We start from the raw sequence: 26,534 nt of genomic DNA on the forward strand, positions 1-26,534 counted from the left end.
CCTTTCCATCTCTCAAGGTCACCTTGCTGGAATTAGCACAGTATTGAATCAATCTGTTGCTGAAGCTTCATCGGGCCAGTCCCTCCGCTTCTCTTGATAGAAAGTGTTTTATATGCGATTTGTCTTTTTGTAATATGTCACTTAGTTAACCAAACGTTACCAATCTTGTCAATCCTTTTTTGAAAATGAGCATGTCCTCTTGAATCCCGATAAAAAAACGTTCATAGTGAAAGTGAACGTTATTCTACAAAATTTAAAACATGAGGGGATGGACCTTTGGAATTAAACCGTCAATTGATTTGGAAGTTGAGCGTGATCGGCCTGATCCTGCTCGTGCTCTGGAAAGTCATCAGCGAACCGGATACGATTTCGCAGATGATGCATTATACGTTCCAGTTGCTGACGCCGATTATTATGGGAATCGCCATCGCGCTGCTCCTGAATACCGTCCTGTCCTATATAGAAGAACGGTTTCAACTAAAACGATATCAAGGCTTGCTGATCGTCTATATCATCTTTATCGGGATTCTCGTCATCTCTGCGGTAACGCTGTTCCCACGCATTTATTCGAGCCTCGCCTCGCTCATCGAGGAACTCCCGTCCTATATCCGTCAAATCGACGGGTATCTGTCACAGTTGAACACGTATTTGAAAGAGTATAACGCGACAGTCGCCCAGGCCATCGATTTCAGCCGGTTCGAGGAGCGCTACTCGGGCTGGGTCGAGACGGCCGTCTTGTCGTCGGTCAGCTACGTGTCGAGCTTCACGATGACGCTCATCAACTTCTTGATTGGGATCGTCATCTCGATTTATCTTTTAAAAGACAAAGAGATTTTTGCCCGCATGTTCAAGCGGCTGTTGTATGCGATGTTCCCGGTCGCGTCAGCCAAGACGACGATCGACATCTTCCAAGAGATGGATTACATCTTTAAACGCTATATCATCGGGAAGTCGCTCGACTGCCTCATCATCGGGGTGCTGGCCGTCGCCGGTCTGTTGATTATCGGGGCGCCATACGCGCTTCTCCTCGGCGTCATCGTCGGTGTCTTGAACTTCATCCCGTACGTCGGGCCGCTGCTCGGGATGATCCCGGCGTTCATCATCACCTACTTCTATGACCCGTTCACGGCGCTCATCGTCCTCTTGTTCATCTTCTTGTTGCAACAATTCGACGGACTCTGGCTCGGGCCGAAGATTCTCGGCGACAGCGTCGGCATCACGCCGTTCTGGGTCATCACGTCGATCATCATCGGCGGCAGCCTGTTCGGCCTCGTCGGGATGTTCATCAGCGTGCCGGTCACGGCGATGATTCAAGTCGTGTTCTCACGCTTGATCGACTACCGGCTCAGTCGCAAAAATTTGAATGAATTGTTATGACACATTGACGATTTAGGTTGACACATTTCACAGAAATATCATAATCTTGAAGAGAAGACAGTCCAATGCAGAAAGGAGAGGTACCGATGTCAGTCATTCAACGCTCGCACGTCCAAGTCCATATTGACCGGCAGGCGCCTCTCCGTGATTTGAATCCGTGACGTTCGCCTGCCTTCCGAGGCATGTCTAAGATCGTAGGGACGCGTATGCCTTTGTGCATGCTGCGTCCCTTTTTACATTCCAATAATTAAAGCAGGTGAACCTAATGATTCAATCACTCAAACGACTCGACCGCAATATTTGGATCCGCTTCCTCGGGGAGACGATCACCGGCGTCATGATGTTCATGATCGCGCCGTTCCTTGTCCTCTATTACAGCGACAAGCTCGACAGTTATATCCAGGTCGGTGTCATCATGGCGACCGGTCCGATCATGGCCCTCATCGGTTCGGTCGTCGGCGGACGGCTCGCAGATTTGTATGGCCGCAAACCGATCATGATGATCGCCATCCTCGGCGACGCGCTCGCGCTCGTAGGTTTCGCGTTCGCCGAGACGTTTTGGCCGCTCCTCCTTTTGAACGCCATGCTCGGTTTGACGAACTCGTTGTTCCATCCGGCCGCGAGCGCGATGGTGGCGGACGTGACCGAGCCCGAACAGATGAACGAGGCGTTCGGCCTGTTGCGGATGGGCCATAACATCGGGGCGGCGCTCGGCCCGCTCCTCGGCAGCGCCGTCCTGTTCATCGACCGGCAGTATATCTTCTTCTCGGCGTCATTCGTCTTTATCCTTTATGCGCTCGTCCTCGGCCGCTTCATCCGGGAGTCGCTCCCGGAGACGACCGAGGCCGATACACCGTCTAACCGGGACGTCCTACGGGTGTTCTATAACGATAAGGTGTTCCTCGTCTTCATCTTCGCCGGTGTGTTCATCTCGATGGGCTTCTCGCTCATCGAGAGCATGTTGCCGCTGTTCTTGCGCGAGTCGATGCCGTCGTTCACCGACCGTGAGAACCCGTTCGCCTATATGCTCGCCTTGAACGGCATCATGGTCGTGTTGTTCCAGTTCCCGATTGCCTCGAAACTCGGGCGCAAGCCGTTCGGCAACGTCATGCTCGCCGGGGCGACCATCTTCGGGGTCGGCATGATCCTGATCGCGGTCATGCCGCGTCTCCTCTACTCCCTCGGGACACCGTACCTCGTCCTCGTCAGCGTCTTGCTCGCGGTATACGCGTTCTATACGCTCGGTGAGATGATCATGTCCCCGGTCCAACAGACGTTCATCGCCTTGATCGCTCCGGAGAATATGCGTGGGGCCTATAACGGGGCCGCCAGTATCCAATGGTTGATCGGCGGGGTGACGGCTCCAATCATGGCGAGCCTATTCTTCGATCAGCGGGCCGGACATATCGCCTTGATTCTCGTCGGGGCGGCCAGTTGTGTGTCAGGCCTCATCTACTGGCAGCTCGGACGTCGCGTCAGTGCGGCCGAGGCGAAACAAAAGACGGCTTGACCTATATAAATCACACTGAACCTAGTCGTTTAGTGTGATTTTTTAATTCGTTGCAAATTCGTTAAATTTTGAATATTTGCTTCTATTATTCTTTACAAACATAATGATTCTTTTTATGATAATACGGTTAAGGAGGGATCTTTCATGGAAAGGATCGATAAACAGAAAATTGTGGACAGCGTGCCACAAAAAGGTTTTTTCGGACAGCCGAAAGGGTTGTTCACGCTATTCTTCACTGAGTTTTGGGAACGGTTCTCGTATTACGGGATGCGTGCGATCCTCGTCTTCTACATGTATTACGAGGTATCAGATGGCGGTCTCGGTCTCGACCAGAACGTCGCCTTGTCCATCATGTCGGTGTATGGCGCACTCGTCTACATGTCGGGGGTCATCGGGGGATGGCTCGCTGACCGTGTGTTCGGGACGTCCCGGGCCGTCTTCTTCGGCGGTGTGTTCATCATGCTCGGTCATATCGTACTGTCGATTCCGGGTAGCCTGACGTTCTTGTTCATCTCAATGGCGTTGATCGTCATCGGGACCGGTCTCTTGAAACCGAACGTCTCGAGTATCGTCGGTGATTTATACAATGAGACGGACCGTCGTCGTGACGCCGGGTTCAGTATCTTCTATATGGGGATCAACCTCGGTGCCTTCATCTCGCCTTTGATCGTCGGAGGGGTTCAAAAGAGTTATGGCTTCCATTGGGGCTTCGCGCTCGCCGCGGTCGGGATGTTCATCGGTCTCGTCGTCTTCATGGTCACGAAGAAAAAGAACCTTGGTCTCGCCGGTTCATACGTACCGAACCCGTTGACACCGTCTGAAAAGAAAAACGCAATCAAGTATACGACGATCGCAGTCGTCCTCATCGGTGGTCTGTTGGCCGTGTTGATTCCACAAGGGTTGTTCACGATTAACACGTTCATCGGTCTCGTCGGTGTGTTCGGGATCGCGATTCCGACGATTTATTTCATCGTCATGTATCGTAGCCCGAAAACGACGGAAGTCGAGCGGTCACGGATTATCGCCTATATCCCGCTGTTCATCGCCTCGGTCATGTTCTGGGCGATTCAAGAGCAAGGCGCAACGATTTTGGCCAGTTATGCGGATAAGCGGACCGACCTTGAATTTTTAGGGTTCACGCTGTCACCGGCCTGGTTCCAGTCGCTCAACCCGTTGTTCATCATCATGCTCGCTCCGGTGTTCGCATGGCTTTGGGTCCGACTCGGTGACCGTGAGCCGAGCATCCCGACGAAGTTCGCCTTCGGGATTTTGTTCGCAGGGTTAAGTTTCTTGGTGATCTTGCTCCCGGCCTACTTCGGTGGTCCGGACACGCTCGTCAATCCGCTCTGGCTCGTCCTCAGTTACTTCATCGTCGTGCTCGGTGAGCTCAGCCTGTCGCCGGTCGGTCTGTCGGCGACGACGAAACTCGCCCCGGCTGCCTTCTCGGCCCAGACGATGTCACTCTGGTTCTTGTCGAACGCGGCGGCACAAGGGATTAACGCCCAGCTCGTTCGTTTCTATTCACCAGAGAACGAGATGCTCTACTTCGGGATTATCGGTGGAGCAGCGATTGTACTCAGTATGATTTTGTTCGCTCTCGCCCCGGTCATCAAAAAGTATATGCGCGGGATTCATTAAGCGTAAAAGCCCATTCCTCGGCCGAGGAATGGGCTTTTGTATACGTTGCTTATTTACGGACTTGGATGAGCGACAAGTAGCGGTCGATCAAGTCATGGTTGAAGTAATCATGGAACCGGTCCGACTTGAGCGATTGAATCGACTCATGGAACGTCGCCGGGAGTGACGAGATGCCTTGGCTTTCAATCTGCTTCGCCGAGTACTCGAACAAGTCGTCCTCGTTCGGTGCCGACGGCTCGAGCTGTTGCTCGATGCCCTCGAGTCCGGCATAAATCAATGCCGCAAGCGCGAAGTACGGGTTCGCACTCGGGTCTGGGTTACGGACTTCGACGCGCGTCGCGCTTCCACGTGACGCCGGAATCCGAATCATCGAACTGCGGTTCGATGGGCTCCAACAGATGTTGACCGGTGCCTCGAAACCTGGCACGAGACGTTCATACGACTCTGGGAGCGGGTTCGTGAAGATAGCCGTTGCGCGGGCATGCTTCAGAATCCCTTCGATGAAGTGACGGGCCGTGAGCGATAGACCGTAGTCTGACTCCGGCTCTTCGAATGCGTTCACCGTCGGGTTGCCGTCCTTATCGTTCTTCCATACCGAGATGTTGAGGTGCATCCCCGAACCATTCACGTCACGGAGCGGTTTCGGCAAGAATGACACTTTTGCACCTTTCTCTTGGGCTGCCAATTGAACGATTTCTTTAAAGAACTGGATGTTGTCGGCCGTGTGGAGCGCGTCATCGTATTTAATCCCGATTTCGTGCTGGGCCGGTGCGACTTCGTGGTGGACCGCCTCGATGTTGAAACCGACTTCGCTCAAGCGGTTGGCGATATGTTGGCGGACCTCATACCCTTTGTCTTCCGAACGTGTCGAGAAGTAACCCGCCTCATCGTAAAATTCACCATTCTCGTCGAAGATGAAGAATTCCGGCTCAGCGCCGACGAAAATCGAGTAGCCGTCACGTGCAGCCCGCTCGAGGGCATCCTTCAAGACGTTGCGCGGGTCGAACTCGTAACGTTCGCCGTCCGGTGTGCAGACGTCACAGAAAAAGGCGAGAATGCTCTCGTCCCCATCCTGCTCGTAGCGTGGACGATCTAAATCCGGTCTCAAGAATAGGTCTGAGTTTTTGATGGAAGAAAAACCGGCGATGGATGAACCGTCAAACATCGTCTTCCCTTCAAAGACTTCCGGCAACAATTTTGCAGAGAGAGTCAGTAGCTTCAAGTCTCCAAGCACGTCGGAGAAGTACATGTGGATTTGTGTGATCCCTTTCTCCTGAACCGTTTTTTCAATCTCTTCTTGCTTCTTCCTGTTGCCATCCTTGTCTGTTCCGAATAGATTAGCCATGATTCTAAAAAACCTCACTTAAGTTATTTGACAGATCAACACTGTCATGACGTACCTTGCGTACGCTTCTCCTTAAGTCATAACCGACTTTAAAAATTGTTAAACCCCTAATTTTATTCTTTAGGTTGAAAGTGGCTCATTCCGTTGCCACTTGTTATGATGGGGAGAGACTGAAAAGAGAGGAAGAACGCTGTGAATATTTTTATGACCGGTGCGACCGGATTTTTGGGAGGACGGCTCGCCCGCGAGCTGATTCATCGTGGGCATACGCTGTGCGTCCTCGCCCGTACACCTGAGAAAGTGGAGGCGATGTTCTCACGGGACGAACGTCGCTCCATCACTGTCCTGGCCGGGGATTTGACGGCCCCGTTCCTCGGAGCAGACGAGCGGTTCATCACCGACCATGACCGTTCCTTCGACTTGGTGCTCCACATGGCGGCCCTCGTCAAATTCGATGAGGAGCTCCGTGAGGAACTGTTCGAGACGAATTTGACCGGGACGAGACAAGCGCTCGCGCTCGCAAAGGCGCTGCATTGCCCTCGCTTCTTCCACGTCAGCACGGCGTACACGCTCGGAGCACGCGAGGTCGGCGATGAGACGTTGTATGCGACCGACCAGACGTTCCATAATCCGTACGAGGAGAGCAAGGCGCACGCCGAACAGGCCGTCTGGGCGGAACGGGACCACCTCGACGTCTCGATTTTCCGTCCCGCCATCATCGTCGGTGACTCGAAGACCGGTGAGGCCGACTCGAAGTTCACGATGTATGGCTATATGCGCGCCCTCGAGGTGTTCAAGCGCCGTCTCGAGCACCGTGGGGCACCGGATGGACCGATCCGTCTACTCGGCTCTGAGACCGGCACATCGAACCTCGTCCCGGTCGATTACGTGGCCGATGTGCTCCTCGCTGCCATCGAACACGCCAAACCGGACACCATCTATAACGTGACGAACGATGCCCCGCCGCGCAACGTGACCATGCTCGACTATATGAAGCAAGCACTTGCGTTCCCGCACTTGAAGATCACGGAGACGGCAACGTCTTCGCTCAGCCAAGCCGAGCAGACGTTCAACGAGATGGTGAAGGTGTTCAATCCTTACTTGAATCGCGATATCGCGTTCGACGACGCCAATACGAAACGTCTGTTGCAGGACGCTGGGTTCAAACCGCTCGATTTGAACGAGCGGTCGCTACGCCGGATCGTGAACGCCTATTACGAGACGAAATGACGAAAAGAGCCGAAACTGACGAGGTCAGTTCCGGCTCTTTTTATGACTTGTCGCAGACGAGGACGATTTTCCCGGCCTGAATCTCTCCTTCGAGCGATTCGACCATCTCTTTCGTCAGACCGAGGCTCTCGAGCTGCTCGATCCGGTCATCCGAATTTTTTGTAAACTTCGACATGAGCGACTCCCACAGCCCTTTTTCAGTGATGCGGTATGGTTGCACACCCGCTTCTGCAGCGAGCCGCACCGTCAATTCTTCATCTCTCGCAAATAAGTAAATGTGCTCGTTGACACATCCCCCTGACACCATCCCGTTCACTTCATGGTCGACCGAGGTCATATCCCGCACGATTCTTGTTTCTAACATATTCATCCTCCTAAACGTCCGCTGATCTATAATCGAATAATATACTATTCCCGAAAAATGAGTCACAAAACCCATTTCGTCCAGCGATTTGAAAAAGAGGGGTTCAAGAAAACGTGGCGCTCCAGTCCTCGATCCCGAAATGGTCGACGATGCCTTGGATGCGGGTCCGTTCGTCCGATTCAGACGACACATCTTCGCGACTGACCCGAACGATATTGATGCCGGTCTGCCAGTCGATCTTTCCAGACCGATAGCCTGCTTGTTGCAACAACCCGGCAACGATCTCGAGCTTCTCGCGCTCGGTCGATTTCAACGTATGGCTCACTCTCACGCGTGACACTCCTTCCCGTTCCAAACCGTATTGTATCATAGGGACGGACAACAGATGCGACACCGATTTCTTTGATGCTATACTACATATAATGAGACAAGGAGTGATGTTGATGCCGAGACAGGATATGAACACGATCATGCTCGACTATATGAATGAGAAAGAAGATTACGAGGCGTTCGCAGCCAAGCTGAAGTTACTCCTCAGCGAGCTGTTGAACGACGCCGGCATCCAGTTCCACTCGATCGTCGCCCGGGCGAAGGAAGCCGAGAGCCTGTATGCCAAATTGTCCCGCAAACCGTATCAATACCGGTCGTTGCGCGACGTCCAGGATTTGGCGGGGATTCGGATCGTGACCTATTTCCACGACGATGTCCGTGCCGTGGCCCAAATCCTCGAGGATGAGTTCCGGATCGACCGCGAACAGTCGATCGATAAATCCACGTTGCTCGACCCGAATGAATTCGGCTATTTGTCGGTCCATTACGTCGTCGGCTTGAGCGACACGCGGCTCGCCCTCGGGGAGTACCGTCGCTATGAAGACAAAGAAGCCGAGATTCAAGTCCGGTCCATCTTGCAGCACGCGTGGGCCGAGATCGAGCATGACCTCGGTTATAAGAACCCGAACGCCGTGCCACCGGAAATCAAGCGCAGCTTCAGCCGTGTCGCGGGGCTCCTCGAGATTGCCGACTCCGAGTTCGTCAATATCCGCAAACAGTTGCGGACGTTCGAACAAGAGACCGTCGAACGGATCGTCGAATCGCCCGATAAGGTGAGCATCACGCGAGATAATTTGAATTACTATATCGCCAATGACGTCACCGTCGAGAAGCTTGACAACGCCATCTTCCAAAGCGATTGGCTACTCGACACCGACTTGTCGACGATCATCGAACTGACGCGTATGTTCCATTACGCGGAGATTCGCACGTTCCAGGACTTGAGCGACACGCTCGACCTCTACTTCAATCGGGCTATTCAATGTGCGACGCTGTTGCCATCGTCTCTCCTGCCCCGTCAAGGAATGGGTGTCGTCTATGCCGTCCTCGCGAAATTGCTCGCAGAAGGGGATGACCAGCAAATCGAGTTCTTCTTCCGACGCTTCTATCCGGATTTGAAACATTACGACGAGGTCATCCAAGAACTTCGTACCCGCGAAGAGCCATCATAACTTTACAGACTTCATGTTTTTGTTGTAGAATGTTTTTATGTTCTGAAATATATGCAAATAATGATATTTTATGTAGGAGGTACTCTTGAGGATGACAACACCTGTACAAACAGCATCCCGCCGTCAGCTCGTCGCCGATGCTGAGCGAGGGATTCGCATGAACTATCGCGGAGTGAAAAAGAACCTCCGGTCGATGTTCTCACAATACTTGACGCGAAACGAATTTTTCATTCTCCGCTCGCTTTGTCAAAACAGTCCTCAAATCGCCTCGGCTCTATCGAACGAGTTCCAATTCTCGGCTTCGATGATTACCGCTCTCGCGGATGAACTCACGAAAAAAGGGTTGATCTCCCGTGAACGCAGCGAACGTGATCGTCGTGTCGTCGAATTGCAAGCGACTGAAGAAGGCCGTGCCTTGTTCGAGACACTGGAAGACATGAAAATCGAGTATTTGATGGACGTGTTCACCGATTTCTCAGATGACGAATTGATTCTTCTGTCAAGACTGCTTGACCGAATGGACGCATAAGAACGACTGGGCCGATTATCTCGGCCTGGTCGTTTTTTGTTTCGCCACGCTACAACAAAAAAACCGAGTGTGGTTGGACCACACTCGGGTTCATTCTTGATTTAAGACTTGGCGATCGCCGTGACGACGATTCGGTCCCGGTATCCGTACTCTGGGTCATAAGGACCCGCACAAGTGATCAGCTGGAGCCGTTCCGCCTGGGTCGCCGCAAAGATCGAGGCGAGCGGGACGTCTTCGAGCCGATACCGTTCGACGGAAACGACTTCATACGCGATTGCCTTTTTGCCACGCTGGAGCGTCACCGATTCTCCGAGGCGTAAGTCGCCAAGGTTCGCGAAGATGGCCGGACCACTGAGGTCATCGAGATGACCAGATAGGACCACGTTTCCGGTCGCCCCTGCTTTCGCCCCGTACCGATACCAGCCGACCTCATCTGTCTCCGTCGGGGTATCCATCCGGTCGAGTCGGTCTTTCCCGACCGGTTGGATGACCGCGTTGACATCAATTGACGGAATCTTCAGTCGTTTTGGGATAAATGTGTCGGTACGGAATGACTGCCGATCAATTTCGGTCGCTGCTAGGACGAGCGGTTCGGCGAAGCCGACCGTCGTCAATTTCGCGTCCGCATCCGGTGCGTCTGCGCCCGGTGCAATCATAAGGAACGATAACGTTCCGATGAAGAGTAGTTTAAGCGTCTTGCTTCTGACGACGAAAGACGTAGAAGCCAGCTGCTGCTGCACCAAGAACCGCTGCTGCGAGCAACCAGTTCATCGATGCTGTCTGAGCGAGACCACCTTGACCTGTGTCAGGTGCTCCAGCCATTTCCCCACCGTCTGCTGCGAGAAGGACTTCAAACGCTGGTTCGCCTTCAAGGAGTCCGATGGCGAATGCCGTGTAGTTTTTACCGCCTTCGAGAGCGACACCGTCAAGTGCCTTCACGACGTCAGTCGCGCCGGCCGGACGAACTTCAAGGTCATACGTGCCAGCGTCGAGTGTACCGTAGTCACTCACTGCTTTGAACTCGAGGTTCGAGAAGAGTGGGTCGCCGCCTTTAGGAGCGACATCGACTGCCGGTGCGTCAGGTGCGAAGTGAGCGACACGGACTTTCGATTTTCCATCTTCGAAGTTGGCATCGTCTTCCATTGCTGCGATCTCGATGTTTTCAAGTTGACCGATTGCTGCCGCTGTGTAGAATTTGCCTGCTTCGATTGAGAGGTCTGCCGCAACGACGACCGTCTCTGCATCACCAGCTGGCTTGATTTCCACGTTGTAATCTCCAGCCGGGAGAGTCAAGTAGTCTGTGAGCGCTTTGAACTCTGCGCCTTCGACCGCGACTTCACCGTTGACGTACACATCTACTGCAGGTGCGTCAGGTGAAGCGTGGAGTACACGTACCATCGCGTTCTCGTGTCCATCTGCACTGACCGGCACGATGAGTGCGAACGCCAAGGCGAGTGTACCAAGTAAAGACATCAATTTCTTCATGTGAAATTTCCTCCTTTTTCTGCTTGGGTTGACCGATTGACTGCATACAACAAGTTTGATGCGGTGCTGCAATGTGTGCTACATCTGATTGCTATGTAGCTGGTGACATCTTAAATTTAAGACAACGGAGCAACGGCGTAAAGGTGACGGTGTGCTCTCAATATGCCGCTCAGCACATTTGAAAGAAACCGCTTTCTTTACATTAACCACACTTCCCCTTCCCTATTGTTTAAAAACCCCGTAACGCGTAACGTTACGGGGTTGAATGTGCTTTTGCCCAGTCGATGTCATTTACGAACACCGCATCGACGCCGAGTTGACTGAACCGCTCTAGGTCGTGGACTGTTTTCACGGTATAGGGACGTACGGAGAGACCTTCGTCCTGAAGATGAAGAATCTCTTCATCGGTCATCGTCAGGACATTCGGATGAACGGCGGTCGCGCCGACTTTCTTGCAATATGCGACGAGGTCATAGAGCGGTTGTGCCAACAATACGGCACACTCAATTTCTGGCGCCAATTGGTTCAAACGCTGGAGCGTCGAATGGTTAAAAGAAGAGAACATGACTTGTCCAACTGGAAGACGCTGGTTTCGAATGGTGTCAATCAAGAGTTGTTCAATACCAGGATACCGCTCGATATCCGTCTTGACCTCGAGATTGAGGACCATCGATGTCCCTCGGCACAGATCGATCAGTTCGTCTAACGTCGGAATCTGTTCTTGGATAGCGAACGTGACACCGGCATTATAGCCTCGCAGCTCTGATAAAGTCATATCGGCGACACGTCCACGCCCATCTGTCGTCCGATTGATCGTCTCATCGTGGATAAGGACGAGCTTTCCGTCCTTTGTCATGTGCACGTCCGCCTCAATCCCATCGCTTTGTGCTTCGAGTGCGGCCCGGAACGCCGTCATCGTATTCTCCGGATGATGGGCCATCACCCCTCGGTGCGCGAAAAGTTTCATTGGTTTCCGCCTCAGTTCGTTTTGTATTTGTTCGTCAAATAGCGGATGAGCGGGCGGACCGAGATGTCCTCTCCGGTCACTTGCTTGATGAGTTCGTTCGGTGTCAGCGCTTTACCATGGCGGTGGACATTGTCCTCAAGCCATTGTTTGATTGGACCGAACGTGCCCGTGCTGACGAGCGACTCGAAGTCAGGATGCTCATTCTTGAGTGATTCCGTCAATTGAGCGGCGTAAATCAGACCGAGGGCGTAACTCGGGAAGTAGCCGAACGACCCGCCGGCCCAGTGAACGTCTTGTAGGACGCCTTTCGCATCACTCGGCACATCGACACCTAGATATTCCTTATAGAGCGCGTTCCATGCCGCTGGCAAATCCTCGACCGACAAATCCCCTTGGATGAGTTGCTTTTCAAGCTCATAGCGGATGATGATATGCAGGCTGTATGTCAGTTCGTCCGCCTCAATCCGGATGAGAGACGGTTTCGCCTCGTTCACGCCGGCATAGAACGTATCAAAATCTATGTTCTGCAACTGTGGATGCTCGGATTGAAGGCGCGGATAGACGCTTTTCAAAAACGCCTCGCTTCGTCCGACAAAGTTTTCAAAGAAGAGGGACTGTGACTCATGGATGCCCATCGAGGCACCGCCCCCGAGACCGAGTTCGTCGAGTTCCGAGTCGATTTGCTGTTCGTACGTCGCGTGCCCGGCCTCGTGCATCGTACCGAACAAGGCGTTACGGAAATCGGTCTCATCATATTTCGTCGTGATGCGCACATCGCGACGGTTGATCGTGATCTCGAACGGATGCACCGTGGCATCGAGACGGCCGCGCGTCAAATCATAGTCGACGACACGCATCCAGTCCTCACACAGTCGTTGCTGAACGGCCTTGTCCATCGACCAGTCGAGCCCTTGGACCGGTTCAGGCAGCTGACGGATCAGCGGGACGAGCTCGTCGCGAAGCGTCCGGAACAATTCATCGAGCTGGTCGACGGTCATCCCTGGCTCATAATCGTAAAGGAGGGCGTCATACGGATGCGATTCGTAGCCGAAATAGTCGGCGAACTTCCGCTGAAATCCGATGATCTTCTCGAGATATGGAGCGAACATGTGCCAGTCATTCTGATCCTTTGCTTTCTCCCACGCCGTCTCAGCCTCAGAGACGAGCGTCACATACGCCTGATATTCTGAGGACGGAATTTTGGCATTCCGTTCATATTGGGTTTTGGCGACCGCGACCGAACGCAACTCGATCGGTGTCAAGTCCTCCGTCTCGGTCATCTCGGCCAACAGCGCCTTGAACGATTCGCTCGTCTGGCGTTTGAACGCCTCGGTCGACAGATAACCGATCGTCTCGGCCCGTAGCGGTGCCGACTGTTCCGGCATCTGGGTACGCATGTCCCAATACAGTAAAGAAATCGCCTCGTCGAAGGCACGCAATTGTTTGAAATGGTCACGCCACTGCTTTGTTAGTTCCATTCTGATTCCACCCCTATGACAGTTATATCGTTACTTCTTTACTTTAATATAGACGACCCGCGTTGCCTATTGTTTCGGCACATCGGTTTTCCGCTCATAGGCGAGCGGTTGTGTCGCCGGTCCTTCCAACACGTTTCCTTTCGTGTCGAACCGTGAGCCGTGGCATGGACAATCCCATGAGCGTTCCGCATCGTTCCAATTGACGGTACATCCCATATGGGTGCATCGTGTCGAGACGAGATGGCATTCGTTGTCGAGGTCACGGTACGCGCCGACCTTCTTGCCGTCGACTTGGACGATCCCGCCTTCATCAAGTTGCAGGTCGTCGAGTGTACCCGGTCTTTCCAGTGACCCTTTGACGAATTGAACGGCCGTGTCGAGGTTCGTCTTTAAGAATTGTCCGACGTCGGCCGGTTTCAATTTCGAGCGTTGTGGGTCCAATAAGTCGTTGAACCGATTCGGGCGCCCGGTCAGTCGATCGGCCAGCAACAGTCCGCCGGCAATCCCGTTCGTCATCCCCCACTTGGCGAACCCGGTGGCGACGAACACGTCCGGCTCACGGCTGAACATTTGCCCGATGTACGGGAGGTGGTCCAACGTGATCAGATCCTGGGATGACCAGCGGAAACTCGCTTTCTTGGCCCCGAACGAATCATGGGCGAAACGGTCCAAGCGGTCATATCGCGAGCGGGTCTCGGTGACGTGTCCACTCAAGTGCCCTTCGCCTCCGACGAGCATATACGTCTTGTCGCCCTCCTTGAACGTACGGAACGACCGGCTCGGTTGATCGACACTCAAATACATACCGTCCGGGACGCTCTGTTCCGTCTCACAAGCGACGATATAGGAACGCTCGACCTCAAACTTCGAGAAGTACAGCCCCCGGATGTCGTTGAACGGGTAATGGGTGGCGACCACGACCTGATTCGCCTGGACCCGTCGCCCTGTCGACGTCGTGACGATCGGGCGCGGCCCCGAACTGATTTCAGTCGCCCGTGTCTTCTCGTGGAGTCTCCCGCCAGCCGCGACGAAACGGTTGGCGAGCTCGTGTAAGTATTTGACCGGATGCATCTGGGCCTGGTCGCGAATGACGATCGCTTGTTTGACCTCGAACGGGAGGACCGCCTTCACTTCCTCGGTCGCGTCTCCCCCGGGCAGCTCAAGTTGTGCATACGCCTCGCGCTCGGCGACGAGTTGACTCGACCCATCGATTGAATATAAGTATGAATCTTTCGTCTCGAAATCGATGTCGAACCCGGCCTCGACCTGTTGCCGCAAATAGGCGAGTCCCTGTTCGTTGAACTCATAATAGAGGCGCGCCGTCTCTTGATTGAACGTCCGAATCAATTTGGAATAGACGGTCCCATGCTGAACAGAACATTTCGCGGTCGTGTGGCCGGTCGTCCCCCGGCCGATCTCAGCCGCTTCGAGCAAGACGACTTGCTTGCCGCGCTGTTGCAACTCATATGCCGAGACGAGCCCGGCGATTCCTGCCCCGATGACGACGATGTCACACGAGACAGAGCTCTCAAGTCGCGGATAAGGTGTTGCCGCATTGTGCTGACGCCAGAGTGAATTGGTGAACGGATGACGATGCATAAACGTACCTCCTCTAATAAGATAAGTGTCTGTTACTGTGTATACCCCTTCCGATTCATTTCATACGCCTCAATTATTGACCTGATTCTTGATTTTGAAGACGATTTCAGGAGGCCTCATCCATTATGGTAGAAAAGTAAACAATGAAGGAGCGATTATCTAGTGAAACGAAACCGCAGACATCGAAGAAACACGTTCATCAGGAGGCGACTCTTTGTCGGCCTCGCCATGATTGGATTACTTGCCATCATCCCTGCATTGATCGGCTTTAAACAAGAAGCAGAACCGAAACCCGTTGCGCCGGCCGCGGCCGCCGTACCGGTCAAACAAGGACCGTCGTTCCCCGAGATTCCAATCAAACCATGGACGACGCAACCGCTCGTGTCGCCCGACACGGCCGAACTTCTCGTCGGATCGATGGCTTTCGTCAATTTGACAGATGGCCAGGTGCTGATTGACAAGAATGGGGCCGACCGCGTCTTCCCGGCCAGTACGACCAAACTGATGACCGCACTTCTCGCTTATGAGAAGGCCGTCGCCGAGAAAGAACTCGATCAAAACGTGGTCATCGTCAAAAAATCTACTTTGGATATCCCATGGGACAGCCATATCGTCCACCTCGCGGTCGGTGACCGCTTGACCGTTCGCCAGGCCTTGTACGCGACATTGCTCGAATCAGGAAATGACGCGGCCAATAGTCTAGCCGAATACGTGAGCGGCTCGACCAATGAGTTCGTCGAACTGATGAACGCACGCGCCCAAGTGCTCGGACTGACCGGGACCCAGTTCCGGAATGCCCATGGCTATTCCGACCCGAATCATTATACGACCGCGCTCGATATGGCTCGCATCACGTATGCGTTCGGCACTTATCCTGAACTTGTCGAGATTGCCGGGACGTATGAATATGAGGCAAAGTTTAAAGATGCTGCCGGAAATCAAAAGCGACGCTGGTGGTATCATCTCGGATCGGCCGTCAATGAACGGAGCATCCATTACTCGAAACTCGTCACAGCGACCAAGACCGGCTATACCGACGAATCAGGCTATACGATGGTGTTCTTGATGGAGCGGGACGGGAAACAATATGCCTTGGTAACGATGCAAGCCAAATCCGGGCAGACGTTCCCGACGATGCGTTCTGTCGAAAAAATCGCGTTCAATCTCACTACCGAGTGATTTAAGCAAACAAACGACGGTTTCTCCCTGTACAGGGAGAAACCGTCGTTTGCGTTTAAAGACATAAAATATGACGAGTTACATGACAAACAGATGACACAGAAGTGTCACAAACATAACTAATTGTCAGAATATTTAAACTTTAATCATGAAAAATAACGCACTCACCCGTTGATACTATGCGCTTTAGAGCCGTTTTTATGAAAAGATGACAGTTTGCAATGATTTCCGTGGTCCGTTATGGTTAGTCACAAGTTCGCCTAGTCATTCAAGTTTGACTCATTTGTGTGAGACACACACATGATTGAACCGTGATTGATTGAATCGACACAATTGAAAGCAAACAGGAGGTAATCAAATGTTATGGCAAGAATGGGTATCCATCGCGCTTTACCTCGTGATGATGCTCCTCATCGGATACGTCGCTTATAAACGGACGACCGATTCATCAGATTATATGTTAGGTGGCCGCAAGATGGGGCCAGGTGTTACCGCCATGTCAGCCGGAGCTTCGGATATGAGTGGTTGGATGTTAATGGGACTTCCGGGCGCAATGTATGCCACGGGATTATCAGCGATTTGGTTAGCCGTTGGATTGGTCATCGGAGCTTACTTGAACTACTTGTTAGTCGCTCCCCGTCTACGTGTCTTCACAGAGATGGCAAATGACTCGATCACGATTCCTGACTTTTTAGAGAATCGGTTCCGAGATCACTCGAACTGGCTACGGATCCTGTCTGCATCCGTCATCATCATCTTCTTCACGTTCTATACGTCAGCCGGACTTGTCTCTGGCGGGAAGTTGTTTGAAAGCTCATTCGGGCTCGACTATCAGACAGGTGTCATCGTGACGATTAGCGTCGTCGCACTATATACACTGTTCGGCGGTTTCACAGCCGTCAGTTGGACGGACTTTGCGCAAGGTGTCATCATGTTCCTCGCTCTCGTCCTCGTCCCAGTCGTCGCCTTGACGGACGTCGGTGGTGTATCAAACGCCGTCGATACGGCTACGACAATCAATACCGAATTGTTCGACCTGTTTGAAGGAACGTCGACGCTCGGAATTATCGGTCTCCTCGCTTGGGGACTTGGGTACTTCGGTCAGCCACACATCATCGTCCGCTTTATGGCGATTCGTGATGTGAAATCATTGAAGACGGCACGCCGCATCGGTATGGGCTGGATGACAGTCTCAATCATCGGTGCTGTCATGACGGGACTTGTCGGAATCGCCTATTTCCGTGGTCAAGGGAATCCTCTCGCTGACCCGGAGACAGTGTTCATCCGCTTCTCAGAAGTGTTGTTCCACCCGTTCATCACTGGATTCTTGCTTGCTGCGATTTTGGCAGCGGTCATGTCGACAGTTTCGTCACAGCTTCTCGTGACATCGTCGGCATTGACAGAAGACTTCTATCGTAAGTTCTTCAATAAAGATGCCAGTGAGAAAACAATGGTCCTCGCCGGTCGAATCGGTGTCTTGGCGGTCGGACTTGTCGCGACACTCATGTCGCTCAGCCCGTCGAACACGATTTTGACGCTCGTCGGTTATGCGTGGGCCGGATTCGGTTCAGCGTTCGGTCCAGCGATTCTCTTGTCGCTTTACTGGAACAAGATGACGCGCCAAGGTGCACTTGCCGGTATCCTCGTCGGCGCCATCACGGTCATCCTTTGGATCGTGACTGGACTCTCGGCCGTCATCTATGAGATGGTACCAGGCTTCTTCCTCAGTATGCTTGCCATCGTGCTCGTCAGCACGTTCACGAGCCAACGTGAGCAGAAACGGATCAACCGTGAATTCAGTGAAATGGAAGCTGAACTCGCCGTTGCGAAAAAAGAATAACATCAATCAAAAACGCGGGCCGTTCGGCTCGCGTTTTTTGTTGCGCACTGTCACGTATCCTTACTCTAACGCGACTTGTTTTATAAATGGCCGTGACAATGGATTAAAGAAAAACCACAGACATCTTGTCTGTGGTCTGAATAAATTACATCGCTCTCGCCATGAACCAGAGTTGAATGAAGAATGGCACGAGGACGAGCACGAGCATCGCGTTGCGCATCCGACGATTCCGGTTCCAATAATACGCCATCAAGACGAACGGATGGAGCGCCGTCAGTTGGTAAGGGTTGAACCAGAACCAAGTGAGCAACAAGACGATAAAGAAATATAGGACCGAGCGCTGTCTCGTGGCACGCCATTCTCGCCACATATCGAACGCCCCTTTGAAGAACACAATAAATGTTACTACCCAAAATACCATCACAATCACACTATTCAATGATTAGACCACCTTCATGAGACATTTTCGATATAGAATCCGCCCCAGTAGATATGCCGATACGTGTACTCTTTTCCACTCTCTGCCGTGATGATAATCTCATCCTCTGTCAACACGAGCACGTGAACCGGAATCTCACCTTTTCGAAGCATCGGACTGAACAATTGGAACTGCTTGTTCAACCACTTCCGTTCTGTGAAGTCACGGTAATGGTGCAAGGCGAGCGAAGGATGGACCAAGAACACGCCGAGCACAAAGGCGATGGCTCCAGGCGATGCTGAGACTTCAAGCAGTAAGGAGAAAACGAGGACGAGCGATAGCACCGCATAGCCGAATTCGAGTAACTCCATCAACGAAGCCCGGCTGGCAATCACGTACTGCATGACACGAAACGCCACATACAGCAAAAGACTGACCGCCACATACTGGGAAAACGGGGCACTGCTCATCGAAACGTCTAGATAGAACAAGACCGGTAGTAACATAACCCACTTCCATAATTGTAAGGCGAGGTAAAACAATGTTTGATCGATGAAACGACGATTGTGTACGAGCCGTTGCATATCCATGTTTCCCACCTCCGATTAAAAGATGTGACCTTAACCGTATCATTCCCTGAATCAAAGAATGATAACAAGCATTTACACGTCAACCGGATATTTCTTTTCGTTCGATAAGCGTGGCGTTCAACAGCCCCCCGAGAAGGATGACCGAGGCCGCCAAATAGAACCAGATCAGCAAGATGATGAAAGCACCGAGTTGACCGTAAAACTGTTCATAGTTTGCATACTGTGAATAGTAGCTGAACACGTTCGAAACTGTCAAGATGCCGATGGTAGCAAACGCCGCCCCGGCCCAACTGTCACGGAATGTTCCGCGATGGCTCGGCAACCACTTATAGACGAGCAAGAAGACGCTGAACAGGACGAGCGTGCCGACGACCCAACGGAAATAGAACCAGATTTGAGCATATCTTTCGACGATGTCGTCGATAAAGATGATATGTGTCGCCAACTCCCGGAGCGCAGTCTCGATGACCGGAATGAGCAACGAGAACGGCAAAACGAACATGAGTGCGAGCGTCACGGCGATGTCTTGCAACACGCCCCGCCAGAACGCCTTGTTCCGAATCAGGCGATAGGCGTCATTGAGCGACCGGACGAGCGATTGGACCGCCATCGATGAGATCCAGAGCGCCGGCAAGATGCTGAGTGAGGCAATCCGCAACCGTGAATCATCAAAAATCGCCTCGATGTTCCCTTCCAGCAATCGATAGCTGGCTTCAGGCATGACCAGTGCGAGTGCGGAAATCACGTCCCCACTTGAGAACGGCAGCCACCCGACAATCCCGAGTACGAACAGTAAGAACGGGAACGTCGACAGGATGAAATAATAGGCCAACATGGCGGCTTGGTCAAAAAATCGTTCGGCAAAAAATCGTTTGAATGTATGAAGGAATGGTTGTATCATTTCGTGCACTCTTTTCTATAATTTATTAAATAAATACGGTATTTGAAATAAGAAATTTGATAAAGGAAAGGCAAGAATGGCGCGACGCGTCCGATTCTTGCCCCGATCTTAACTGATGTTCTCTCGTTTCGTTTCCCACGCCTCGACATGTTCTTTACCAGGTAAATCCACATCATCACGATTGAACACCGGATCACGTCCGGCTCGCTTCTGCGCCACATAATCGTCGAGCAGCGCTTTGGCGACCTTACTGAGTCGGAAGATGGCATACATATTGACGAGCGCCATCAAGCCCATAAAGATATCGGCGATCGACCAGACCAACCCCGCCGATCGAACCGATCCGAACAAGACCATCCCGACGACCGCAATCCGGTAGATGACCAGATACACTTTTCGTTCGGAGATGAACTCGATGTTCGTTTCCCCATAATAGTAATTCGCCAAAATCGAACTGAACGCGAACAATAGGATGGCAATCGTCATGAGTGTCGTCGCGAGCGGCCCAATCTCTGTCAAGAGCGCCTCTTGCGCCAACTCGATGCCTTGGAAGTCCTCTGAACCCGGTACTCCCGAGATGAGGACAATCATCGCCGTCGCCGTACAGATAAAGAGCGTATCGACGAACACGCTGAGCGATTGAATCAAGCCTTGTTTGACCGGGTGGCTGACCTCCGCGGTCGCGGCCGCATTCGGTGCCGATCCCATCCCTGCCTCGTTCGAGAACAAGCCGCGGCGAATCCCTTGTAGGACGGCCGCACCGACTGCACCGCCGAGCAGTTGTCGGAAGCCGAGAATCCCTTCTGAGAAGATGGCCGAAAATACGGCCGGGATGGCCTCTAGGTTTGTGAACACGACCCAGAGGGCGAGCAGGATATAGCCGCCGGCCATAATCGGGACGATAATCCCCGACAACGTTGAAATCGAGCGAATCCCGCCGAAGATGACGACGGCTGTCACGAGAGCCAAAACGATGCCGACCCAGAGCGTATCGACTTCGAAGACGTTATTGATCGATAAAGCAATCGTATTGGCCTGTACCGAGTTGAACGCGAAGCCAAACGCGAACGTGATTAAAATCGCGAACACGATGCCGAGCCACCGTTGACCGAGTGCCCGCTCGATATAGTAGGCTGGTCCACCGCGCCACGCCTTCCCATCGTGCACTTTATACACTTGGGCGAGCGTGCTCTCGACGAAGGCAGAAGCCGAACCGATCAAGGCGATGAGCCACATCCAGAAAACGGCGCCCGGTCCACCGAGTGCGATGGCCGTCGAGACGCCGGCGATATTCCCCGTCCCGACCCGAGCGGCCGTTCCGATGGCGAACGCCTGGAACGACGAAACTTGCCCTTTCTCGTGTTTGATTCCTTTGACGAACAGCAACTTGAACATCTCGGGCAACATGCGGAACTGGACGAATCCCATCCGGATGGTGAAATACAACCCTCCGGCAATCAAAACGAAAATGAGTACGTACGTCCATAACAGGTCGTTCACCTGCATGACGAGCTCACGAATATCCATGCGCATCCCCTCCTTTTACGGAGTTAATACCCGCTCGATGGGCCACAGAAACGACACGGTCAACGCGAAGCCTCTTCTAGTATGCGCTCACAGAGCGCGTGCGTCGTCAAACTGTCCTCTGCTCGCACCGAGTCATTCGGTTCACCGGCGAGGAGCTTCAGGAACTCGTCGAGCATGGTCGTGAAGCCGCGACGCGTCAAATTCGACTCCCATGGGTTCAGCGCCCGCTCGAGCATGCCGTCACGGGTGAAATCATACACGCGCTCAACGTCGCGCGACACCCGCTTCAGACGAGGCGACATCACTTCCATCACTTCTTCCGTACAGCCGTTGTCCCGGTTCATGATGCCGATCGCTTCGACCCCTCCGGCCGTGAATTGAATCTGGAGCTGTTTCAACGTCCCGGCCTCATGGCGCGTCCGCACGGCCAAATTCTCGACAGGGGCGAGCCCTGTCAAATAGCGGAGCGTATCGACGACGTGGACGAAGTCTTCGATGATGAACTCACGCAGTGTCGCCGGTTGATACGTCCGATTCTTTTGAATCAAAATCAGATTCGGGTCGGACACTTCTTTCAAGGCAGCCGTCGCCGTCGCGAAACGGCGGTTGAACCCGGTGATGAGCTCGACGCCCTGCTCGGCAGCGAGACGTACGAGCCGCTCCGTGTCCTCGAGCATGAACGTGACCGGCTTATCGATGAAGACGGGCACACCTTGCGCGAGCACGTAACCGACCTGGTCGGCATGAACGGATGTCGTCGAGTGAATCAACGCGCCGTCCATCGTCTCGAACGGGACGTCTTCGAGTGATGCATACTGACCGGCAAAACGATACTTCTCGACGAGTTGACCCGCTTTCGCCTCGTCTCTCGAGACGAGATAGACGTCGATCCCTTCTAAACCGGCATAGACCGGCAAATACGCCTTCTTCGCGACGTCCCCTAATCCAACAACGACAATCTTCATGTGTACATCTCTCCTCTTCCTAAGACTGAACAAAACCCCAAGGCGTGTGCCCGGGGTCAAAGGTTCGTTTAATGGACCGCTACAATTTCAAAACTGGTGATTGGTTTACGAATCGCATCTGACACGATCTGATACAAGTCGGCCAACTGCTCGTTATCATGTAAATCGGGCGTCCGGTCGAGAACGACCTCACACGTCCGCGTCGTCTGTTCTTTGTCCTGGAACGCATATTCGATGGTATATGTCTGCATGATACGTCTCCTCTCAAGCGATGTATACGTATGTATAGCCTGAAACGAAACGATTGAAACGCCATAACCCGCTCGACCGCCGGACCGTTCCCATCCATTGTACCACTAGTCCCAAGGGAGGCGCGTCATCGAATCGTGACAATTTCTGGCTCGTTTATGACAAGCACGACTGAAACAAGTCCCAATCCGATAACTTGTCAATCGTGTCGAAGATTCCTAGAATGAACAAGTATGCCTCACACATAGGAGATTTCAAATGAAATTAAACATTACTTATTTAGCATTCCCGCTCTCGATTCTGCTATTGGCAGGTTGTACGATCGAGGAAGCCGGGACCAACAAGGTGACGGACACCCCAGAACAATCCACCGTCGAGACGACGGCACCGACCGAACCGCAGACAGAGGACCGCTTCGCCGGCTATGACATGATTGAAGTCGAGGGTGGAGATTTGTCAGGTGAACGCGAGAATAATGTCGTCGTCGATATCGGATACGGGGAACGCGAGTATTGGGCGTTCACGAACGAGCACGGTCAACTCGTGAAAGTGATTGCGGACGAGATTGTGCTGCAAGATGACGACCGAGAAGACGTGACGTCGGATGGTCGATACTACGCTGACGAGGCGAAAGTGCCCGGGGTCGAACACCGCGACCTCGACGAAGGTCACGTCATCGCCGATTCGCTCGGCGGCGTCTCGAACGCATTCAACATCACGCCCCAAAACAGCACGCTCAATCGCCACGGCGACCAGGCGTATATGGAGAGCGTGATCCGGAGCGCAGGCGGCGCGACCGACTTCGAGGCGATCATCACATATCCGGATACGAATACTCATATCCCTTCACACTATGAGTACACATACACGGTCAAAGGAAATGTCGTTACCGACTCGTTCGACAATGTCAACCCGGATGAGGTGAATGAAGAACTTGGATTGACGGAGAGCGCACCATCGGCCACCGAAGCAAGCGGTGACGTCACGCGCGTCGATACGAACGGCAACGGCCAAGTGACGATTCAAGAGGCGAAGGACGCCGGCTTCACCATGCCGATCACGAGCGACCATTGGCTCTATCCGCACATGCGCGATAATGATGGCGACGGGATGGTTGGCGAGTGATCCAATATCTGAATCAAAAACGAGATGGTTGGCCAATGGGGCCAATCATCTCGTTTTATGTACAATGCTTGAAGCTTCATCCAGTTGGTCGTGCGTGTACGTCAACAACTCATGCCCGTCATAACGGAACGTATGGCGTCTAGGCATAGGATGGTCTAGCATCGGCTGTAAGTACTGCTTCAAGTTGCTGATGATTCCCATATTGTCAGGATGAAGCACCCAGTCGATTTGCTTCCATTCCAAAATCCCTTCACGTGTCCTCTGTACCTTGTCAGCGGCTTCATGTTTCGTGACTTCCACGACGAACAGATGCATCCCGACCTGCTGTTCTCCGTGCAGGATGACCTCCCCTTTATACAGAGGATGCTCAATCTTATATCCGGTCTCTTCGAATACTTCTCGACAGACCGACGCTTCAACCGTCTCGCCCGACTCGATTTTCCCACCTACGCCGTTCCATAGTCCCATCGCTGGCGGCTTCTCGCGATTCAACAGTAAGACTTCATTTTCTGATTTCAATAGACATAACGTATACCGATACATCGCTCTACCCCCCTGCCTTGTCTCATTCAGTATGTTGTGACCCTTGCATCCGCTTCTCTTCTGACCAGTCAGCGAAAGACATCATTTGAAACGAAGCGGTCGGATCCGTCTCAAGAAATGCGATCAGTTCGAGCGAATTCCCGTCCGGATCGTCGAAATAGATGGCGGCATGTGCGTGCGGGAAGTTCGGCAAGACTAACGGCTGCTCAGCAGGCGTCATCTTGAAGGCGGTCCGTACTTTGATGTTCCGTTCATCGAGCCACGCCTTCACCGTTTCCAGGCTTTCGGGGTCGATTCGAAACGCCACGTGACGAATCGATGGATGGTACGGCACCTCGACGCGATCACTCTCCCACAAACCGAGCCAACTCTCTCCTTCGATGATCCATAGAAATGCCAAGGACTCGTTTTGGAAGGCCAGCTTCATTCCGAGTTTTTCATAAAATGGAATCGACACCGTCAAATCACTTACCGGCAAGTGTGCCTCATATATACCTCTTATCATCCATTCTTCATCTCCCTATCTTAGCCATATTATGAGTATAATCCTTATATATGGAAATGTAAGTTATAATAGCTTGAATGTTGAACGGTAGAGCGATGTATAGGAAAGTGAGTGATGTAATGTGTTACAGGATGCGATGACGCAATGTTTAAAAACTTGTATGGCCCCTTCACTGCCGTCCGACTCCAGGGAGGCTATTCGAACGTCTCGTCGTCACGTATTAGAAGGACAAGAAGAACGCGCAATCGATTCTTGAACAGACGGACTTAGGACGGGCCATGCCCATTTATGAGACTGGGCCGACTGTCTGGCACATACATCCATTCCGTCACCTACAAGGGCGAAAAACCCACGACAAGTAAAAAAACCGCTCCTAGGAGCGGTTTTCGCTTGTCTTCAGTATCACAAACAAAAAGTGTGTAATGTTTGTGCAATGACGACTTATTTCGTATCAGAAGTCGGCTCAGCTGAACGTCTCGGCGGACGTTTACCGAAGAACTGGTAATACTGCGTCTCGATATTCCCGTTATACAGCTTACGGCGTTTCGTCGCCGGACGGCCGTACGCTTTCTCGAAATCCTCATAGCTCGTCAACATATAGACGCTATAGCCCGGATATTTGGCGAACTGCTGGCCGATCCGCTCGTACAGGTCGATAATCTCTTCTTCGGTCTGCAACCGTTCGCCGTATGGCGGGTTGCCGATGATGACACCGTACTCTTCTTTCGGCTTCAAGGCAGCCGCGTCACTGTGGACGAACGTGATGGCGTCACGGACGTCGGCAAGCTCGGCGTTATCCTTGGCGAGCTTGACCATGCGTGGGTCGAGGTCGATGCCGTAGATTTTGAGCGGTTTGTCCCATTCCGCTTTCTCGTTCGCTTCATTGATTGCATCATACCAGGCTTTCTTCGGTACGCACGGCCAGTCTTGTGAACAGAACTCACGGTTGAGACCAGGCGCGATGTTACGACCGATGAGCGCCGCCTCGATGGCGAGCGTCCCTGAGCCGGTGAAAACGTCGTAGAACGGCATGTCCGGCTTCCAGTTCGTCAGCTGAATCATTGCCGCAGCCATCGTCTCTTTGAGCGGTGCCTGTGAGTGGAGCTCACGGTAACCACGACGGTGAAGCGCGTCACCTGACGTGTCGATCGTGATCGTCGCCACATCTTTCAACAAGGCGACTTCAATCGGATAGTAGGCGCCCGTCTTCGGCAGCCACTCGCCCGGCTTATCGTATCCGCGTTGCATCGCGTCGACGATCGCCTTCTCCGTGATTTTCTGACAGTCGCGGATCGAGAACAACTTCGACTTGACCGAGCGGCCGTCGACGATGAATCGAGCGTCCCACGGCATGAGATCCGTCCAAGGCAGTTCGACGACACCGTCAAACAGTTCCGTGAACGTCGTCGCTTTGAACTCGGCGACGACGAGCTTGACGCGGTCTGCCGTCCGGAGCCATAGGTTCAATCGCGGAATGTCTTCCATTTCTGCGTCGATATAGACGCGTCCGTTCTCGACCTCACACGTGTAGCCGAGGTCGCGCACTTCTTTGGCGACGAGTGCTTCGATGCCCATCGCTGCGGTGGCAATCAGTTTTCGTTTTGCCATACTATCCCTACTTTCTATAAGTGTTACTCCTAAAATGGTCATGTAAAAAGGAGCTCAAGT

At 52.8% G+C, this 26,534-nt stretch carries 26 protein-coding genes and 1 riboswitch; of the genes, 9 read left to right on the top strand and 17 right to left on the bottom strand.

Annotated elements, in window-relative coordinates; genetic code table 11:
* Window positions 1-2: 2 nt before the first annotated feature.
* Window positions 3-103: riboswitch (SAM riboswitch) on the bottom strand.
* A 173-nt stretch (window positions 104-276) separates the two neighbouring features.
* From M467_RS27800 to M467_RS27810, 3 genes are all read left to right on the top strand, one after another.
* Window positions 277-1,377: an AI-2E family transporter gene (locus M467_RS27800; protein ID WP_021067485.1), complete on the top strand. Its 1,101-nt coding sequence runs from the start codon at window positions 277-279 to the stop codon at window positions 1,375-1,377.
* 265 nt (window positions 1,378-1,642) lie between these two features.
* A complete protein-coding gene (locus tag M467_RS27805; protein ID WP_021067487.1) occupies window positions 1,643-2,887 on the top strand; it encodes an MDR family MFS transporter in 1,245 nt (414 codons plus the stop codon).
* A gap of 144 nt (window positions 2,888-3,031) precedes the next feature.
* On the top strand, window positions 3,032-4,525 hold the full coding sequence (locus tag M467_RS27810) for a peptide MFS transporter (RefSeq protein ID WP_021067488.1): 1,494 nt from the start codon (window positions 3,032-3,034) through the stop codon (window positions 4,523-4,525).
* Between the two features lie 49 nt (window positions 4,526-4,574).
* Here the strand turns inward: M467_RS27810 and M467_RS27815 are convergent, their stop codons facing one another.
* Window positions 4,575-5,870 carry a glutamine synthetase family protein gene (locus M467_RS27815; protein WP_021067489.1) on the bottom strand — a complete coding sequence of 432 codons (1,296 nt, stop codon included), beginning with the start codon at window positions 5,868-5,870 and terminating at the stop codon, window positions 4,575-4,577.
* 192 nt (window positions 5,871-6,062) lie between these two features.
* On the opposite strand from M467_RS27815, the gene M467_RS27820 reads away from it, so the two are divergent.
* Window positions 6,063-7,100, top strand: a complete 1,038-nt coding sequence (locus M467_RS27820; protein WP_021067490.1) for an SDR family oxidoreductase — start codon at window positions 6,063-6,065, stop codon at window positions 7,098-7,100.
* A 40-nt stretch (window positions 7,101-7,140) separates the two neighbouring features.
* Here M467_RS27820 and M467_RS27825 read toward each other — a convergent pair whose 3' ends face one another.
* Together M467_RS27825 and M467_RS27830 are read right to left on the bottom strand one after the other, a co-directional pair.
* Complete coding sequence (locus M467_RS27825; protein ID WP_021067491.1) at window positions 7,141-7,464, bottom strand: YflT domain-containing protein; 324 nt, start codon at window positions 7,462-7,464, stop codon at window positions 7,141-7,143.
* 103 nt (window positions 7,465-7,567) lie between these two features.
* On the bottom strand, window positions 7,568-7,795 hold the full coding sequence (locus M467_RS27830) for a hypothetical protein (protein ID WP_021067492.1): 228 nt from the start codon (window positions 7,793-7,795) through the stop codon (window positions 7,568-7,570).
* Between the two features lie 112 nt (window positions 7,796-7,907).
* Here M467_RS27830 and M467_RS27835 point away from each other — a divergent pair, with 112 nt between their 5' ends.
* Complete coding sequence (locus M467_RS27835; protein ID WP_021067493.1) at window positions 7,908-8,966, top strand: GTP pyrophosphokinase; 1,059 nt, start codon at window positions 7,908-7,910, stop codon at window positions 8,964-8,966.
* A 91-nt stretch (window positions 8,967-9,057) separates the two neighbouring features.
* Window positions 9,058-9,495 carry a MarR family winged helix-turn-helix transcriptional regulator gene (locus tag M467_RS27840; RefSeq protein WP_021067494.1) on the top strand — a complete coding sequence of 146 codons (438 nt, stop codon included), beginning with the start codon at window positions 9,058-9,060 and terminating at the stop codon, window positions 9,493-9,495.
* A 101-nt stretch (window positions 9,496-9,596) separates the two neighbouring features.
* Here the strand turns inward: M467_RS27840 and M467_RS27845 are convergent, their stop codons facing one another.
* The 5 genes from M467_RS27845 to M467_RS27865 all read right to left on the bottom strand — a co-directional run bounded on the left by M467_RS27845 (window position 9,597) and on the right by M467_RS27865 (window position 15,024).
* A complete protein-coding gene (locus M467_RS27845; protein WP_235045189.1) occupies window positions 9,597-10,235 on the bottom strand; it encodes a class F sortase in 639 nt (212 codons plus the stop codon).
* Entirely contained in the window at window positions 10,183-10,980 is a 798-nt protein-coding gene (locus M467_RS27850; RefSeq protein WP_021067496.1) for a DUF4397 domain-containing protein, read from the bottom strand. The genes M467_RS27845 and M467_RS27850 overlap by 53 nt, the downstream gene beginning before the upstream one ends.
* A gap of 253 nt (window positions 10,981-11,233) precedes the next feature.
* Window positions 11,234-11,947, bottom strand: a complete 714-nt coding sequence (locus tag M467_RS27855; RefSeq protein ID WP_021067497.1) for a glycerophosphodiester phosphodiesterase — start codon at window positions 11,945-11,947, stop codon at window positions 11,234-11,236.
* 11 nt (window positions 11,948-11,958) lie between these two features.
* Window positions 11,959-13,425 (bottom strand): carboxypeptidase M32, encoded by a 1,467-nt coding sequence (locus tag M467_RS27860; RefSeq protein WP_021067498.1) that lies wholly within the window; start codon window positions 13,423-13,425, stop codon window positions 11,959-11,961.
* 66 nt (window positions 13,426-13,491) lie between these two features.
* The gene (locus tag M467_RS27865; RefSeq protein ID WP_021067499.1) at window positions 13,492-15,024 is read right to left on the bottom strand and encodes an FAD-dependent oxidoreductase; all 1,533 of its coding nucleotides are present in this window, start codon (window positions 15,022-15,024) and stop codon (window positions 13,492-13,494) included.
* Between the two features lie 162 nt (window positions 15,025-15,186).
* Here M467_RS27865 and M467_RS27870 point away from each other — a divergent pair, with 162 nt between their 5' ends.
* Entirely contained in the window at window positions 15,187-16,203 is a 1,017-nt protein-coding gene (locus M467_RS27870; RefSeq protein ID WP_031200246.1) for a D-alanyl-D-alanine carboxypeptidase family protein, read from the top strand.
* 358 nt (window positions 16,204-16,561) lie between these two features.
* Window positions 16,562-18,043: a sodium/proline symporter PutP gene (gene putP, locus M467_RS27875; protein ID WP_021067501.1), complete on the top strand. Its 1,482-nt coding sequence runs from the start codon at window positions 16,562-16,564 to the stop codon at window positions 18,041-18,043.
* A gap of 145 nt (window positions 18,044-18,188) precedes the next feature.
* Here the strand turns inward: putP and M467_RS27880 are convergent, their stop codons facing one another.
* The 6 genes from M467_RS27880 to M467_RS27905 all read right to left on the bottom strand — a co-directional run bounded on the left by M467_RS27880 (window position 18,189) and on the right by M467_RS27905 (window position 22,695).
* Window positions 18,189-18,413, bottom strand: a complete 225-nt coding sequence (locus tag M467_RS27880) for a hypothetical protein (protein ID WP_021067502.1) — start codon at window positions 18,411-18,413, stop codon at window positions 18,189-18,191.
* Between the two features lie 83 nt (window positions 18,414-18,496).
* Window positions 18,497-19,051 (bottom strand): hypothetical protein, encoded by a 555-nt coding sequence (locus tag M467_RS27885; RefSeq protein ID WP_021067503.1) that lies wholly within the window; start codon window positions 19,049-19,051, stop codon window positions 18,497-18,499.
* Window positions 19,052-19,130: 79 nt separating this feature from the next.
* On the bottom strand, window positions 19,131-19,952 hold the full coding sequence (locus M467_RS27890) for a YihY/virulence factor BrkB family protein (RefSeq protein ID WP_021067504.1): 822 nt from the start codon (window positions 19,950-19,952) through the stop codon (window positions 19,131-19,133).
* Between the two features lie 108 nt (window positions 19,953-20,060).
* Window positions 20,061-21,479 carry an alanine/glycine:cation symporter family protein gene (locus tag M467_RS27895; RefSeq protein ID WP_021067505.1) on the bottom strand — a complete coding sequence of 473 codons (1,419 nt, stop codon included), beginning with the start codon at window positions 21,477-21,479 and terminating at the stop codon, window positions 20,061-20,063.
* Between the two features lie 59 nt (window positions 21,480-21,538).
* Window positions 21,539-22,444: a Gfo/Idh/MocA family protein gene (locus tag M467_RS27900; RefSeq protein WP_021067506.1), complete on the bottom strand. Its 906-nt coding sequence runs from the start codon at window positions 22,442-22,444 to the stop codon at window positions 21,539-21,541.
* 68 nt (window positions 22,445-22,512) lie between these two features.
* A complete protein-coding gene (locus M467_RS27905) occupies window positions 22,513-22,695 on the bottom strand; it encodes a hypothetical protein (RefSeq protein ID WP_021067507.1) in 183 nt (60 codons plus the stop codon).
* A 256-nt stretch (window positions 22,696-22,951) separates the two neighbouring features.
* Here M467_RS27905 and M467_RS27910 point away from each other — a divergent pair, with 256 nt between their 5' ends.
* Entirely contained in the window at window positions 22,952-23,818 is an 867-nt protein-coding gene (locus M467_RS27910; protein WP_021067508.1) for a DNA/RNA non-specific endonuclease, read from the top strand.
* Between the two features lie 45 nt (window positions 23,819-23,863).
* Here the strand turns inward: M467_RS27910 and M467_RS27915 are convergent, their stop codons facing one another.
* The 3 genes from M467_RS27915 to M467_RS27925 form a co-directional block, all read right to left on the bottom strand.
* Complete coding sequence (locus tag M467_RS27915; protein WP_021067509.1) at window positions 23,864-24,361, bottom strand: NUDIX hydrolase; 498 nt, start codon at window positions 24,359-24,361, stop codon at window positions 23,864-23,866.
* 22 nt (window positions 24,362-24,383) lie between these two features.
* Complete coding sequence (locus M467_RS27920) at window positions 24,384-24,866, bottom strand: VOC family protein (RefSeq protein ID WP_031200248.1); 483 nt, start codon at window positions 24,864-24,866, stop codon at window positions 24,384-24,386.
* A 441-nt stretch (window positions 24,867-25,307) separates the two neighbouring features.
* On the bottom strand, window positions 25,308-26,474 hold the full coding sequence (locus tag M467_RS27925) for a THUMP domain-containing class I SAM-dependent RNA methyltransferase (protein ID WP_021067511.1): 1,167 nt from the start codon (window positions 26,472-26,474) through the stop codon (window positions 25,308-25,310).
* Between the last annotated feature and the right edge of the window lie 60 nt (window positions 26,475-26,534).

This window comes from Exiguobacterium chiriqhucha RW-2, assembly GCF_000416965.1.
Taxonomy (GTDB): Bacteria; Bacillota; Bacilli; order Exiguobacteriales; family Exiguobacteriaceae; genus Exiguobacterium; species Exiguobacterium chiriqhucha.

Bases quoted from the DNA above. Each gene is read 5' to 3' on its own strand.
- M467_RS27805 (WP_021067487.1), top strand. From the start codon at position 1,643: ATGATTCAATCACTCAAACGACTCGACCGCAATATTTGGATCCGCTTC.
- M467_RS27810 (WP_021067488.1), top strand. From the start codon at position 3,032: ATGGAAAGGATCGATAAACAGAAAATTGTGGACAGCGTGCCACAAAAA.
- M467_RS27815 (WP_021067489.1), bottom strand. From the start codon at position 5,870: ATGGCTAATCTATTCGGAACAGACAAGGATGGCAACAGGAAGAAGCAA.
- M467_RS27825 (WP_021067491.1), bottom strand. From the start codon at position 7,464: ATGTTAGAAACAAGAATCGTGCGGGATATGACCTCGGTCGACCATGAA.
- M467_RS27835 (WP_021067493.1), top strand. From the start codon at position 7,908: ATGCCGAGACAGGATATGAACACGATCATGCTCGACTATATGAATGAG.
- M467_RS27840 (WP_021067494.1), top strand. From the start codon at position 9,058: ATGACAACACCTGTACAAACAGCATCCCGCCGTCAGCTCGTCGCCGAT.
- M467_RS27850 (WP_021067496.1), bottom strand. From the start codon at position 10,980: ATGAAGAAATTGATGTCTTTACTTGGTACACTCGCCTTGGCGTTCGCA.
- M467_RS27855 (WP_021067497.1), bottom strand. From the start codon at position 11,947: ATGAAACTTTTCGCGCACCGAGGGGTGATGGCCCATCATCCGGAGAAT.
- M467_RS27860 (WP_021067498.1), bottom strand. From the start codon at position 13,425: ATGGAACTAACAAAGCAGTGGCGTGACCATTTCAAACAATTGCGTGCC.
- M467_RS27865 (WP_021067499.1), bottom strand. From the start codon at position 15,024: ATGCATCGTCATCCGTTCACCAATTCACTCTGGCGTCAGCACAATGCG.
- putP (WP_021067501.1), top strand. From the start codon at position 16,562: ATGTTATGGCAAGAATGGGTATCCATCGCGCTTTACCTCGTGATGATG.
- M467_RS27880 (WP_021067502.1), bottom strand. From the start codon at position 18,413: ATGTGGCGAGAATGGCGTGCCACGAGACAGCGCTCGGTCCTATATTTC.
- M467_RS27885 (WP_021067503.1), bottom strand. From the start codon at position 19,051: ATGGATATGCAACGGCTCGTACACAATCGTCGTTTCATCGATCAAACA.
- M467_RS27890 (WP_021067504.1), bottom strand. From the start codon at position 19,952: ATGATACAACCATTCCTTCATACATTCAAACGATTTTTTGCCGAACGA.
- M467_RS27895 (WP_021067505.1), bottom strand. From the start codon at position 21,479: ATGGATATTCGTGAGCTCGTCATGCAGGTGAACGACCTGTTATGGACG.
- M467_RS27900 (WP_021067506.1), bottom strand. From the start codon at position 22,444: ATGAAGATTGTCGTTGTTGGATTAGGGGACGTCGCGAAGAAGGCGTAT.
- M467_RS27905 (WP_021067507.1), bottom strand. From the start codon at position 22,695: ATGCAGACATATACCATCGAATATGCGTTCCAGGACAAAGAACAGACG.
- M467_RS27910 (WP_021067508.1), top strand. From the start codon at position 22,952: ATGAAATTAAACATTACTTATTTAGCATTCCCGCTCTCGATTCTGCTA.
- M467_RS27915 (WP_021067509.1), bottom strand. From the start codon at position 24,361: ATGTATCGGTATACGTTATGTCTATTGAAATCAGAAAATGAAGTCTTA.
- M467_RS27920 (WP_031200248.1), bottom strand. From the start codon at position 24,866: ATGATAAGAGGTATATATGAGGCACACTTGCCGGTAAGTGATTTGACG.
- M467_RS27925 (WP_021067511.1), bottom strand. From the start codon at position 26,474: ATGGCAAAACGAAAACTGATTGCCACCGCAGCGATGGGCATCGAAGCA.